We start from the raw sequence: 13,439 nt of genomic DNA on the forward strand, positions 1-13,439 counted from the left end.
ATAAACCTATTAGATTGAACCTAATCCTGCGATAAGCATTATGAGATAAACCGCTATTACCATTGATAATATGAGCCATTTCATATTACGAAATTTCTTTCGTACGGGATTTATCTCCCCATGGCTATTTAACAGTTCTGAAATTAGCGGCGCATTGTTCGGCCACTGACGCCATTGTTCAGGTAAACAACGGCGTTCATCTGAAATTCGTTTCTGTAATTCATCATCCTGCTGAGTATATTTGCCATGAAATCCCATTAATAAGCAGAATAAATAGACCACTCTTAATTTAGCGTTATTTTTATCAATAGAATCAAGGCATGAGAAAAACTCACTACCACCGGTCGATAAATCAAAATAATGGCTTTGTAATAACACCGCTCGCCACTGTTTAACCCATTCGGGTTCAGAACGTAAAACTTGTTCATCTAGCCAGATGACCACCGCAAAATTAGCATCCTCACAGTCTTGCAGTGAATGATGCAATTCGGAGGCCAAACGCGCTTGTTGCAATAATTGAATACATTTATTTCTGAAACGCGAATAATCAGCATGTTCCTGTGGTTCAAGAATAAAAGAAGTTATAAACCGGAAGACTGGCATATAACAATTCACGATGCTCATCATGTGGGCACCACAAATATAAGTTGAACTTGAAGATCCTCCGGCATATCTGACCAATAAAATGAGATACTTTTGTCTTGTTCAGCCGCGGCCCATAATTCACTCTGACGATCGACGATAAAATAAGATGAATCGCTACGGTTTGGTACACCACGCGGAGCCTGTCGGCACAAAGTGACCGGAGCACCCGGTAAGGCATGCTGGATCAACAGATTAATCGCTTTGGTTGAAGCCAGCTTAATACCACCGGTATTTTTTATCTGCTGATTTTCCATCGAGATAGTTGAAGAACGTAACAACAACAGTATTTTTTCCGCGTTCTGTAACTGCTCAGATTCAAAATGACTGATATATACACCGTGGATATCTTTTTCCATGGTGATATAGACGTTATCTTCCAGCACCAAATTATTCAGTAAACGGACTAACGTTTTACGCGCACTGTCGAAGCAATGACCCAACTGATCGTGGTCGTAAGGCTGCAAGTGATCATTACCGGTACGCCACTCCCCCAAGAATGAACATCCCTCATTGAAAGAAGAGAGTTCCCCAATCAACTGTGACAATAAACAATACATTTGCCACGGGTGAACCTGTCGCGCCTGAAGCATATTTTTTAATAATGGCAGCGCGTGATTTAAGGTACGCATCGCCAACAATTGCGTGATCCGATCACCGCGATCACTGCCGCTAACCAAGCGCTCAGAGCGCTTGTACTCTTCCAGTTTTTTTGCTCTGGCGCTGACATCGTAATAAATAGTTTCAATCAGTTCATAGAGCGTCGCTGAGCCATGCAAGGTGACCGCAGGTACAGAAAAATCAGGATCAAATATCACCCGGTCATTTTCATAACGCAGTCTCATCAATGGAATACACTCGCAATCGACGGCTTCCTGCATCTCTTCTGCGGTTAAAATACGCACGTTGTAACACAGGCGGGCCACAGTCGCTTCTGGCGCCTGATCATAAATATCTTTCATCACCGGATCATCATTGGTATTGACCCAGCGGGTTCCTGCCCGTTCATGCTCTTTCTTTAATAGCGTGACATTATTGTGTTGTGGGTCAAAACGGCGTAGCGCCAGCCACAGCGTAAAAGGCTGGTCGCGTTGTTTCCAGGCATCACGAAAATGACGCTTTTCAAGCTGACAATTACCTGGATATGACAGGTAAGCCCCACCCGGCATAATGCACTCAACACTGTCGATGCTCACCACAAAATCCTGCAACGCAGCTTTATTGACTTTAAGCTCGACCATCCCCTTATTATAAGGTTGAGCAGAACGGCGAATCTGAGCATGTTGCCATTCGTTATGCAGGTCAAGAGACTGAAAATGCTGTGGTTGTAGATACAATCCAGAGTGCCAGTAAATTTGCTGTTGTTCTGGGTACATTATGACTTTTCCCCATTTTCAGCTTCATCTTCAGCCGCATAATCCGTGGTGGCGCTGGCAGCCGTTGATTTGCCCTCTTTTTGCGATGCCTCAAGGCGGGAAATGCGGTCACTGCCCATGGTCACAGCAATGTTCAATGGCCCTAAACCTGCCCACCATTCTGGTTTCCACCACCCGCTTTTGGAAATTTTGACTGGAATATCAACCAGAACCCTATGTTGCTTCATAGGATAGGGATAATATCCGGCAACCAGGGCGACACTGCGGGTGTTCTGCGCACGGTTAATATGTAATGTACTGTCCTGTCCCGGCATAATGGTATAGCGATCCACTTGCAGTAAGGCTCCTTCAGCCCCAACCCCTGCAAATAGTCCTTTCAGCGCAGCTGGATTGCTAAGGATTTTATTGAGAGAAGCTTTATCTTTCGCCTGCAATAATAAAACGGTACAGCTATTAGGCAACCCGTTTACCGTATTCAGCGTCGGCTCTGCGCGTAACTGAACGGTAATAGCGCCCCCAGCATATGACGCGGTAACAGCTTGCAATGCTTCTTCTTGAGAGAACTTCTCTGGCATAGCACATCCGCTTATCAAGAATATGCTCAGTATCAGTGAAATCATTCCACCATGTAATTTCATTCGCTTTGTTGCCCTTTTAATACGCTATTAATACTTTGCAAGCTATTATCATCTTGCAGCATTTCCTCTAACCATTCGGTCAAGGTCATCCCCCCCCAACGAGCTGCGCGCTCCAGTAATAAAGGGAGTGGGCTGGAAGGCTCTGTCTGGCGGAAAAAATCTGCAATAGTCAAAATCTGGCTGATAGCCACGGCCCGAGACATTCCGTGGTGAGTCATACCACTTGCGAGTTGTTGTTCACTGGATGACTCTGCCGCAGCTTCGCTATAGATGGGGCCAAGACGATCTATCATACGCTGGACCCATTCTTGCATTTCGACTATGATCTGCTTGGTCTGACCAAACGCAGTAGAATCTGCATTGGGGTTCAATTGGCTGTATTGTTGTTCAAAAATAATCAACGCCGACGTGAGCTCTTGCAGGGTATCCTTTAGCGAGATTAATTTTTCTACACTGAGTGCCGCGGCCCAGCGGTTATAACTCGTCATTGATAAATCATCACTGCCAACTGTGGTTTCATCGTCCGTTTTAGGGGGCCCATGATGCTCCCGCATAACAACTTTCTGCCAATAGGCCAGTGAACTCTCCTGCTGCCCCAACATCGGGTATATTTTCAACCACAACGCCAGCTCACGATCCAAGCGGTTCAACGAACTTTGGCGGAACACGTGGCCGTCCGCCTCCAAAGCTGGCCAGCAATAATCCCAATAGCGAGTAGTGAACTGCTGTAAAAATGCCATACCTGATAGCAGGCCAGTGATGCCTTGTTGCTGGGTTATCCCTTCGATGAACCAACAAGCAACCTGTAGGTCTTTACTCTCGTCACACAATACTTTGCTGCTGAGTTTAACCACTTTAGCCCAGTCAGCCACGCGTAATTCGGTAGCCCACTCCCCTTGAGGCAGATAATCTGGGTCACTTTCTCGCGCCCTGCGGATACTGTCGTAGACCTGTTCATACTCAATATTGCGACCACAGGGAGCCACATCATTTATCGGTGCCAACAAGGCATCAAAATCAATTTTCATTATCTCTACACTTAAGCAATCAAAACTGTCGGGCATCCAACCACTACAGAGCCACCATGGGCGCAACTGTCGCCCATACGCGCGGCAGGTTTACCGCCAATTAATACTTTAGTACTTCCCATGATCACGGTATCTGATGCGCCAACACAGACTGCCATCGACCCTAAGGTGGCCGCTGGGACTCCGCCGATCAGTACCGTAGGGGTGCTAGGGGTGGAAATTGGCCCTCCCACATGGGGGATTGGCGGCATACCTGACGTCACCATCGGGCAAACATGCATATCACCCACTCGGGCTGCGGGTTGTCCCATCAATGGCCTCCTAATGCTGAATACCATTGAGCGACCAAGGTTTGGGCACCTCTAATAGGAGCTTGTTCTCCTGCTAATCTGATACTTATCAGCATTAGTACACAATGTAACATCACCGGTGCTAGATGTTTTTCCGGGTAAACCGCTTCAAACTCAGCCGGAGTCATACTGCCCTTAGACCAAAATAGTGCCAGTCCAAGCATCCCCATCAAGCTGTCAAAGCCCAGTTCGTCAGCTTGGTTGAAAATACACCAGCGGCAGGCGTCATCACGGTTTTTTAACCATTCAAGGATCTCCTGAGCACAGCGTTTTTCTTGCTGACTCAAAGACGCAGTGTCTACCATCAATTGCGCTAAAATCCATGTCATCAGCTTGTCTGTCGGGTGGTTACTCACCAGATAAGCCAGGGCATCCTCCCAGTTGTTTGTCCCGAGAAGCGCCTGCATATTTTCACGTTCGTCATGGATACTGCTGAGCGTCGCCAAGCCGACTTGTGTCATTAGTTTCGACTTAATCATCATATTTTCCTCAACCAATCATGGTCACGCCGCCTTTGATCTGGGTAATGCCACAACCTTGCACCGTCACCATTGCCCCTTTCAACTCTGCTGTGCCACTGCCGGTAATTTTGATGGTGACACCACTCAAAGTAATACCGGCGGGCGAAATAGAGATTTTGCTGCTACCCACTTTTAGTTCAATGGATTGGGTTGATTCAATAACACAAGCCTTATCTGCTTTGACCACGCTCCCGCCACCAGACACCTTCAATATGTGATTGCCCCCGGTCAGGGCTTCATTAACATTACCTTTTATATCAAGACAGTAGTCGCCATTCTTAAGCTGGGTAGATAAATATCCCTGCTTAAGCGTGGTCGTGTAATTTCCCTGATCGAGTGCCACAATATGGTCGCCCTGTTTCAACTGAATAGAATGGTTGCCCTGTTCAAGTTCAAGACTTCGATCGCCCTGTTTCAGCGTCAGGCTATCCTTTCCCTTGGTAATGGTGGTGAGGCGGTCAGCCCCGATAGTTTCCGTCACCTGATGTGCTATCTCAGTTTTTACATCATTTTTGATCTGCAAAATGAGATCTTTTTGTGACGTAATCTGCAGTTTTTCCTCACCTTTTTTGTCGTCAAAGCGCAGTTCATGCCCCTCTTCAACACTGCCATTCAATGAACTGCGCGAAATAAAACCGCTATGATTCTTTTCACTAGGTAAACTTAAAGGAGGGATATTTTTGCCGTTATAAACGCTACCAATAACCACGGGAAAGTCTGGATTACCGTTTATAAAGCTCACCAATACTTCGTTACCGACCCGCGGCAAGAATACTGCGCCGGATTGGATTGCGGCCCATGCTTGTGATACCCGAATCCAACACGAACTTCCGTCATCATGTTTATTTTCGTTATCCCACGGAAACTGGATCTTGATACGCCCCAATTTGTCGGTATGGATATCTTCAGATGCCGGGCCAACCACAACAGCGGTTAAAATACCCGGCACTTGGGGGATGGACGTTTTCGCGACAGGTCGCCAGATGGTGCTGTCTTTAAAAGCGGTGATCTCACAGCTAAAGTCGGGCCGGTCGTTAATAAGATTACTGGCGACTTTCAGTCTGATCGATTTGATACGATAATCACCATTGAAGACGGGGTGGTCATCCATAGCAAACTTCTCGCCACAGATCAGCCAATAAGCGCCTACCCTAGCGTCAAACTGTTGCATTTCCGCTTCCATCTGTTCCATTTTCAAGCGAGCGCTTGATGACAGCAGGTCATGTTTGTCATCACCATGGGTATCGACATAATGGAGGCCAACAACACAGTGCAGCTTATCGCAGGTTGGAGATTCACCTTCAACCTTATCCGCCTGTGCCACGCTAAAACCTTTCAACAATACCGATGAGGCAACAACAGTAGAATGGGAAGACCATTCTGTTATCGCTGCCCCATCAAATACCTGAAGCCCATACTTTAATTTAGGTGTTTTCGCTGTCGGGTGGCCGGAGGCATGATCAACCAGCACTAAGGTATGCTGACCCATCTGGTGCTTAAAGAAGTAGTAAATACCTTCCTGTTCTAGTAACCGGTTGATAAAATTGAAATCAGACTCACGGTACTGGATACAATATTCACGCGGCTGATAGTTACCACTCAGGCGAAGTTCGATATTATTTATCTGGTACTTGCGTAATAGCTTACAGACCAGATCAGGTACCGTAATATTCTGAAAAACTGCCAGATTATGACTGAGTTGCAACAATGCCATGCGTGGCTCCAGAGTACCAATATAGTTACCGTCCCCTGTGCTGCGGATATGTGTCAATACACCATGGATATAACGACTCTCTTTCTCCAAGCCTATCTTACAAGCCAGTTCCTTGCCTAAAAAGCCGATCATCTTGTCGCCACTCAACTCTGAGTGGAAACGCAGTTGGTAACAGTAAGGAGAAGAAAGCCCCTCTTCTCCTTCTATTTCCTGCAATATAAACTTGTCAGCAGCGTCTCCCACAAAACTTATAAGTCTATTTTCCTGTCCGAATAATGCCATTGCTTTATCTTCCTTCCCGACGTGCGGGTAACCTAATTTTGTGTTTGCCAAGTTCGGTAGAGTTACCAAGGCTGATATCCAGACTCAGCCTACCCGACCCCAGCAAAGTACGGGGGGCTCCCGCATGTTGAATCAGCAGATCAATATCAAAATCCAGTCCAGCGCCAACAAACTCCTGAATGTGCTGCAAAAGCAAGTCGTAACGCGGCCCTCCAGGCAAGAAAAGGCAGGTGGTTTGCAGCGGAATGGGGCCAAGTGTGACCGTAAAATGCGATTGACGATCCCAATAAACGCTACCGATCATCGGAGCCTCCCCAAGTGTTTGGTCATTACCTCCAAGGCATGAACAAAACGAAGGTGCCATCTTGCGCCATCCCCCCGTAAACGGCGTTATTTTAACCGGCACGCCATACAACGTTTTCAGCCAGGTCTCCAAATTGACCATGGAGCGCACCGAATGGGCAAAAAGAGTGGCAACACGCTCTTTTTGTAGTGATGATTCCCCTTCACTAAACCCCGATAACCCGCGAATTGCGGCACTCAGCGGCATTGTTGCTTCAAACTCTGCCTGTGCATAAAAGTGATATTTCTGCCATGCCAAATAACGCAAACATTGCAGACGATGATTAAAAATATCAAAAAAGGCTTTAGCCGCCGTATCACCATAGCGGTAATAGCGCTCGATCAACCATTCGGTATAGGTTGTCGGTAGCGCCCCCATAGCACCTGTCAAACCGTAGGAAGAAACTTGCACCTGCCAGCGATTTTCAGCCAACGGCTTAATGGGACCAACCTCACCTCGTGGTGTCTCAAGGGATAATGGCGAAACAAAATAGAGATGATCCTCAAGCAACTGCTTTGGCTTCATACCGCTCGACTTTTTCAGTTGACCAAGCATGACGCGCACTTGCTGGAAAAAATTATGTTTACTGAGTACCTTACTTAGATCCACGACAACCTACCCGCACTCACAGGCCAGTAACGAGAACTTCCCTCAACGGAATCAATACAAGTGATTACGCGGGAAAAACTATTGACCGGTGCATACAACGCCAAAAGGCCATCGATAAAGCGACACAGTAAGAAATACTCAACTTCTTCTTCTGCATCGCGCGAAAAAGTGATAGTTATTTCAACACCACGGGCCAGCGAGTGCGGGTCGTTCTTCACTAATCGCGCCGTCACCGGGCGAGATTCCACCTGTTGAACAAGGTTGATTAACCGCTGCACTGAGGGCTTTTCGGTGATGTTATACAAGGCCAATGTCTCTTTCAGGACACGAGTCCCCTCCGCGCCACTGAACAGCATGTGATTGAGAGACATTTGTGAAATTAACCGCCAGCGAGCGCCCTGTTTTGTTGCGACTTTCACTACTCTAGTGGGTCGAGTTAGCGCATTAACTTTAACCCCTGCCAGCGGGTTCTCTGACTCAAAATCACCGCCAGGATTGCCGTTGAGCAATGTGGATGGCAGGTCGCCATTGGTACAGGTTAACGACAGGCTAATAATATCGCTCTGCGGTAACAGAGGTTGCTCACTACGATCCGAAAAAGCGATAAACAGAGCCGAAGTGATACCACCATCATGTACAGATTCCCGCCGCATAGCCTGCCAAAAAATATTATTCTCAGAGCTAAGCCCTGAATGGTCGAGCCCGAACAGTGGATAAACAGTCCGACGCTGGGTTTCATTACCTTGTTTACATAAGGCCTGCACACGATCAATAGACCACACCTCAATAGAATCCTGATAGCGAATATCGGGCACCACTGGGTATTCCGCTATTTGATGTAGCGGAGCAATAGGTTCTGCTCTTTGCTCAAATAAATTGATTGCCGGCGTGCAATGTAGCTTAAAAAGACTTTCATCAACGGATGCCGCCATTTTCTCCAACTTATGAGCTGTCGTACCACGATTGAACTTTATAACAAAAGTCAGTTTACTTTGACTATTAGCCGAAAAACCGGTCGGCAAAAGTAAGTCAATAAAATGAAACTTTTGTGGAAAAAGAAAATAATCCAACAATAAAGAGTGTATTGGCGAAACCAGTGAATCTGTTGCCAGCAAATTTTCATTTTCTGCAAAGCCAACCGCTTGTATGCTCTCTGGTGATAAATCATAAAGTTGATGTTGATGAAGCAATGAAAAAGACATAACTTCACTAAACAGCAATGTATAAATAATATTGACTATTGCATTCGAACCATTAAGGAAAAAACGGACTGACTCCCCACTAAATATGGCCCCTGGCCATACCTGCAGTTGCAGCGTCAAACTCCATATCATCTCTTCCTCATCTAACTGCAACCCAGCATGATCCAGGCTCACCGGTAACAAATTCACAGGATACGACGTCCGAAATTTACATGTCCGCCCGCTATCCATTTTGTTGTACAGCGCAGTTCTGGCTGCAATAGCATTACTTTCAGTTAAGGCCCCGACTTTGACATCAGGCTCCATCTGCACAATACACACAGAGGGAAAAGACCTTGCGAATTGTGGAGCCATTACAGTTAACAAGGCATCGGTCGTCTCTGGCATATCTTCATCCAGGCGCAACTGAATTTGGGCTGATATCAACGAAAAAGATTCAATTAATCGCTCAATATGCGGATCTTCTGAAGAACCCTCAGACAAGCCCAAGCGGTGTGCTACCTTGGGGAATTGGAGCGCAAATGCTTTGCCATATTTTTTTAAAGTAGAGAGTTCTCGCTGATAATAAGCAAGCAGTTTTGTCGCTAACATGGTTAAACTTTCTACTCCAAAAAAGAAAAATGACTTATTACATCGTCCCACATAATTCGATAACGTACCGGCCCTTCCATAGATCTCGCTTTTATAATAAAAAAATAGAATGACCCATTCTTATTTTCAGCTTCAACCTGGATATCATGTAAACGTGGTTCAAAACGAATTAGCGCCATTTTTATGCGAGAAGCTAAAGTAGATGCAATTTCTATTGCAGGGATATTATATTCAAATGCATCACTTACTCCATAATTTAAAATAGATGCATTAACCAATGAAAAATCAGAAACATTAATCTCACAAGGTCTAGTAGATAATATCATCATAAACTCTTCAGAAAGTATACTATTTTTATCTCCAATTATAGGATATGACTGCTGACTATAATCAAAATTATTATCTGAAAGACTGATTAGTAATGATTTCATATTTCATCATCTCTAAGTGACAGTGTATTTCTACACTGTCAAATTATGAATTTACTGGGCTTCTGCAGTTACAAAATCGAAACCTTTAGGCCCCTGTTTCTTAGTAGTACCATCTTTCGCAACTGTATTTGATTCTCGTTTGAATGATGACGTTACAATCGAATAGTGGTTCACAGCTGCTGAAGCATTTAGAATGTTAGTCTCAGCCGCCACAATGCAAACATTGTTCAGAGTAATCTTTCTATTTTCAACTGTTTTACCTTTATTCGTTGTAACTTTAACAATAATAACTTCCTTGAAAGATTCAGCGTCAAGTATTTTTGTGCTTAGTAATTCATCTGAATTAAAATCATCATATTTTGAAAAATTGATAGCAGAAATATTAGCACCACCGCTAGACAAAACCCCTGAAGAATCTGGTTGCACACTAGCAAAAGTTGAAAAGTTCACACTATCAATAGGTATATAATCCGTATACCCTTTAACATTAGCAGTACCTGGGATATCGGTGAATTTAATAAATAATGTTTTAACATCTGACATAATTAACTTCTCTTACTAGTTTAATGGTTATGCGCCCATGGGTGCAGGAAGTTCAGCAACAAGGCGTAGCGACATACTGAGACCTTCTAACTGAAAATGGGGTTTTAAATAGGCAACCGCACGATAATGCCCTGGCGCACCTGGCACATCGACAATTTCAATGTTTGCATCGCGCAGTGGATGACTAGCCTTTATAATAGGACCGGCATCGTCTGATCCAACGACATACTGATTAATCCAATTCTGCAGAAAATGTTGGCACTCTGACTTCGTCATAAAACTACCTACTTTATCGCGCACAATAACTTTCAAATAATGTGCAAAACGTGATGTAGTCAGAATATATTGCAACTGGCTGGAAAGCCTTGCGTTAGCATTTGCCAACTCTGATTCATACTTACGCGGTTTATTTGCTGATTGAACCGCAAAAAAAGCGGCATAGTCAGTCCCCTTGCAATAAACCAATGGGATAAAACCAAGGTCTGCAAGTTCCTTTTCGCGGCGATCTGAAATTGCTACTTCTGTTGGACATTGCATGACTTTCTCGCCAGTTTGCGAAATATAGTTATAGGTCGGTAATGCTTTCACTAAGCCACCACCTTCTACACCACGGATCGCTGCACTCCAGCCGTATTCTTCAAAAGCTTCAACTATTCTGCCTGCCAATTCATAAGCGGCATTTACCCATAGATAGCTATCACCCCCCTTATCTTCATCAATGTTCTCTTCAAAATTGAACATCTCAATGGGTACAGTTTTAGCACCATAAGGCAAACGGCCAATCACACGTGGCAAGGTCAAGCCAACGTAACGCGAATCATCAATTTGGCGGAACGATTTCCAGCGAATATAATCAGAAGTATCAAATAGTTTACCTAAGTCACGTGGGCGCGGCATTTCAGAGAACGAGTTCATAGCAAACATACCGGAACTGGCTGCCGTCAAAAATGGCGCATGTGCAGCTGCGGCAACGTGAGAGATTTGCTCTAATAGTTGAACATCTTCTGGCATGGCATCAAATTCAAAATCACCGACAAAAGCGGAGAATGGTTCGCCACCGAAGGTGCCATACTCGCTTTCGTAGATTTTTTTGAATAGAGCAGACTGATCAAAATCAGAGGCCGATTTAAAGTCGCGAATCAGTTCCTTTTTGGTGCAATTAAACAGGCGAACCTTAGTATTTTCGGTAGTACTACTCTGCACTAATTTACGTAACCCGCGCCAGGAAGACTCCATGTTCTGAAACGCCGGTGTCTGGATAATATTGCTCACCTGCGCAGATAACAGCGCATCAATAGCAGCAATACGGACCTCTATGCTGCCCACCAAGTCGTTAGAAATAATAATTGCGCCAGAAGTAACGTCTGTCAGGAAATTATCAAGCTGATGCTTTAATTTACCGCGGTCTTCCTCGCGACGAATAGCCTGGGTATCATCAATAATTTGATCAAGGTAATCGCGTTGGAGCTCAGTTTGAGAAACTGCATCCAAGATCTGAATATCACTCATTTCAAATCCCCTTGCGGGCCGTCAACTATGAGGTTGACATTCCCTTGCTGACTCAACAACTCAACCAGTTGTTCTTTTAAAGCATCATTACTGGCAATACGATTGCGCAATTCTGTTAATTTCTCACGAAGGGCAAGCAGATTTTTTAGAGGTTCAACTTGCATAGCGACATTTTCAGGGGAAAAATCCTCCATCGAATTAAACTGCAAATAAACTGCTAATTGTCCATTTTTACCAGGGATAGCACTATCAACCAGTAATTCAATACTTGGACTCATACCGTCCATGACATCATTGAAATTATCTTTATCAATATGCAGGAAATTACGATCTCTTAGAGGAACGTCTTGCTGAGAAAAATCACCCACAACACCTAAGACTAAAGGTAATTCTTTCTTACTTTCAGCACCACAATTTTCTACATCATAAGTGATTTGAACGCGTGGCGCCCTTATTTTTCCTAATTTCTTTTGTGTGTTACTCATTTAAAAATTCCTGTTAGTATTTGAATATTAATTATTTAAATGTATCTCAACCGAACTAGATAAATAATTCAACCAATCCTACTTTTCCAACCATTCAACTAACAGCCCTTTCAAGAACTTATTATTATTTTTCGATTATGTATACGAAAATTCAAGAAACCGGAGCAATAGTTCGCCTATACAGAGATAAATAAAGTACTCAACCATAAATACTCATGACCCACAGACAAGCCATTTACTTACCAAGCAAATAATTAAAAGTTAAATTATTATATAGAATTATCCTTGTTTTTCTTTTTAAAAAAAATAGTCCATTAGCTAACTTCCTGTAGGGGAATGCCTACTTTCTATATTAATTCAAAATAAGTAACAATTTGCTATGCTGTATATTTATCGAGTAAATCAATAATTACAATCATAGCTACGCAAGACTGATTTTTTTTGTTAGTGTATACTTCACATATTGAATATGATAATAAATTAAAATGACGCATTCTAAATTTGAATTTATTGATGGTGATATACTTTATGGCCTTGATGGGCCAAGAGATGCTATGCGTAATGCTATTCTTTCCACCCAGAAAAATAGCATTCAAAAGATAAATTTTTTTAATGTGGCTATCTATCGAAGATAAGTGACAAGAATCATTATCCAGAATCAGATCATTAACAGTGTCATTGGTGTACCGAAACATAGGGATCAATTGTACAAGCCGGGTAAATTCTACGAAAGTAATTCCCAGATTCGTAAGAATCCCGAGGTTCAACAGAATATCGAAAGGGTACTACAGTTCAAGAAATTCTTCCGTAGCCATCCTAAGTGGAATATTGAAAAGGGTATAGATCTCTACGGTACAGAAGGAATTCATATGAACCGATTGTTTCCGTCAGGAAAAGTTGTCGAAATTAATTCTGCACTACTCAATAAAAAATCTAAATTCAAAAAGATAGAACCAAAAAAAATCGCATATCAGTCTTGACGATTCTAAAGAAGCTTGAACGCGCACGAGTAAAGCCGGATTAGCCTTCCAGCTTTATGAAAGAGAAAAGCGAGTACATTTTATTCTAGATATAATTGATTTTAATAGAGTTGTTAAGAAAAATGCCGGGCGATATTACCAGTAGCGAAATTCGCTGGCTTTATCGCAATCGGCATAAAAGTGAAGTGATAAATA

13 protein-coding genes are annotated in these 13,439 nt (G+C 43.6%); all 13 read right to left on the bottom strand.

The window, feature by feature from the left end:
* Positions 1-9: 9 nt before the first annotated feature.
* Genes Q2T72_RS22395 through tssB form a run of 13 tightly spaced genes read right to left on the bottom strand, consistent with a single transcriptional unit; the run spans position 10 to position 12,264 of the window.
* Positions 10-627, bottom strand: coding sequence for a DotU family type IV/VI secretion system protein (locus tag Q2T72_RS22395; RefSeq protein ID WP_372569968.1), 618 nt, complete (start codon positions 625-627; stop codon positions 10-12).
* Complete coding sequence (tssK, locus tag Q2T72_RS22400; protein WP_372569969.1) at positions 624-2,018, bottom strand: type VI secretion system baseplate subunit TssK; 1,395 nt, start codon at positions 2,016-2,018, stop codon at positions 624-626. Before tssK ends, Q2T72_RS22395 begins: the two co-directional genes overlap by 4 nt.
* Positions 2,018-2,593, bottom strand: coding sequence for a type VI secretion lipoprotein TssJ (locus Q2T72_RS22405; protein ID WP_372569970.1), 576 nt, complete (start codon positions 2,591-2,593; stop codon positions 2,018-2,020). Before Q2T72_RS22405 ends, tssK begins: the two co-directional genes overlap by 1 nt.
* Before the next feature lie 59 nt (positions 2,594-2,652).
* Positions 2,653-3,684: a type VI secretion system protein TssA gene (gene tssA, locus Q2T72_RS22410; RefSeq protein WP_372569971.1), complete on the bottom strand. Its 1,032-nt coding sequence runs from the start codon at positions 3,682-3,684 to the stop codon at positions 2,653-2,655.
* Positions 3,685-3,695: 11 nt separating this feature from the next.
* The gene (locus tag Q2T72_RS22415; protein WP_372569972.1) at positions 3,696-3,995 is read right to left on the bottom strand and encodes a PAAR domain-containing protein; all 300 of its coding nucleotides are present in this window, start codon (positions 3,993-3,995) and stop codon (positions 3,696-3,698) included.
* The gene (locus Q2T72_RS22420) at positions 3,995-4,513 is read right to left on the bottom strand and encodes a hypothetical protein (protein WP_372569973.1); all 519 of its coding nucleotides are present in this window, start codon (positions 4,511-4,513) and stop codon (positions 3,995-3,997) included. The genes Q2T72_RS22415 and Q2T72_RS22420 overlap by 1 nt, the downstream gene beginning before the upstream one ends.
* Positions 4,514-4,523: 10 nt before the next feature.
* Positions 4,524-6,551 carry a type VI secretion system Vgr family protein gene (locus Q2T72_RS22425; protein ID WP_372569974.1) on the bottom strand — a complete coding sequence of 676 codons (2,028 nt, stop codon included), beginning with the start codon at positions 6,549-6,551 and terminating at the stop codon, positions 4,524-4,526.
* 4 nt (positions 6,552-6,555) lie between these two features.
* A complete protein-coding gene (gene tssG / locus Q2T72_RS22430) occupies positions 6,556-7,503 on the bottom strand; it encodes a type VI secretion system baseplate subunit TssG (protein WP_372569975.1) in 948 nt (315 codons plus the stop codon).
* Entirely contained in the window at positions 7,494-9,296 is a 1,803-nt protein-coding gene (tssF, locus tag Q2T72_RS22435; protein ID WP_372569976.1) for a type VI secretion system baseplate subunit TssF, read from the bottom strand. The genes tssG and tssF overlap by 10 nt, the downstream gene beginning before the upstream one ends.
* 11 nt (positions 9,297-9,307) lie before the next feature.
* A complete protein-coding gene (locus tag Q2T72_RS22440) occupies positions 9,308-9,727 on the bottom strand; it encodes a GPW/gp25 family protein (protein WP_372569977.1) in 420 nt (139 codons plus the stop codon).
* A 51-nt stretch (positions 9,728-9,778) separates the two neighbouring features.
* Positions 9,779-10,270: a type VI secretion system tube protein Hcp gene (locus Q2T72_RS22445; protein WP_372569978.1), complete on the bottom strand. Its 492-nt coding sequence runs from the start codon at positions 10,268-10,270 to the stop codon at positions 9,779-9,781.
* A gap of 27 nt (positions 10,271-10,297) precedes the next feature.
* Positions 10,298-11,779: a type VI secretion system contractile sheath large subunit gene (gene tssC / locus Q2T72_RS22450; RefSeq protein ID WP_372569979.1), complete on the bottom strand. Its 1,482-nt coding sequence runs from the start codon at positions 11,777-11,779 to the stop codon at positions 10,298-10,300.
* A complete protein-coding gene (gene tssB, locus Q2T72_RS22455; protein ID WP_372569980.1) occupies positions 11,776-12,264 on the bottom strand; it encodes a type VI secretion system contractile sheath small subunit in 489 nt (162 codons plus the stop codon). The genes tssC and tssB overlap by 4 nt, the downstream gene beginning before the upstream one ends.
* Positions 12,265-13,439 lie beyond the last annotated feature (1,175 nt).

The sequence above is a fragment of the Yersinia sp. 2466 StPb PI genome (assembly GCF_041538325.1).
Lineage (GTDB): Bacteria > Pseudomonadota > Gammaproteobacteria > Enterobacterales > Enterobacteriaceae > Yersinia > Yersinia enterocolitica_E.

Coding starts and splice junctions, on each gene's coding strand:
- Q2T72_RS22395 (WP_372569968.1), bottom strand. CDS start 627: ATGATGAGCATCGTGAATTGTTATATGCCAGTCTTCCGGTTTATAACT.
- tssK (WP_372569969.1), bottom strand. CDS start 2,018: ATGTACCCAGAACAACAGCAAATTTACTGGCACTCTGGATTGTATCTA.
- Q2T72_RS22405 (WP_372569970.1), bottom strand. CDS start 2,593: ATGCCAGAGAAGTTCTCTCAAGAAGAAGCATTGCAAGCTGTTACCGCG.
- tssA (WP_372569971.1), bottom strand. CDS start 3,684: ATGAAAATTGATTTTGATGCCTTGTTGGCACCGATAAATGATGTGGCT.
- Q2T72_RS22415 (WP_372569972.1), bottom strand. CDS start 3,995: ATGGGACAACCCGCAGCCCGAGTGGGTGATATGCATGTTTGCCCGATG.
- Q2T72_RS22420 (WP_372569973.1), bottom strand. CDS start 4,513: ATGATTAAGTCGAAACTAATGACACAAGTCGGCTTGGCGACGCTCAGC.
- Q2T72_RS22425 (WP_372569974.1), bottom strand. CDS start 6,551: ATGGCATTATTCGGACAGGAAAATAGACTTATAAGTTTTGTGGGAGAC.
- tssF (WP_372569976.1), bottom strand. CDS start 9,296: ATGTTAGCGACAAAACTGCTTGCTTATTATCAGCGAGAACTCTCTACT.
- Q2T72_RS22440 (WP_372569977.1), bottom strand. CDS start 9,727: ATGAAATCATTACTAATCAGTCTTTCAGATAATAATTTTGATTATAGT.
- Q2T72_RS22445 (WP_372569978.1), bottom strand. CDS start 10,270: ATGTCAGATGTTAAAACATTATTTATTAAATTCACCGATATCCCAGGT.
- tssC (WP_372569979.1), bottom strand. CDS start 11,779: ATGAGTGATATTCAGATCTTGGATGCAGTTTCTCAAACTGAGCTCCAA.
- tssB (WP_372569980.1), bottom strand. CDS start 12,264: ATGAGTAACACACAAAAGAAATTAGGAAAAATAAGGGCGCCACGCGTT.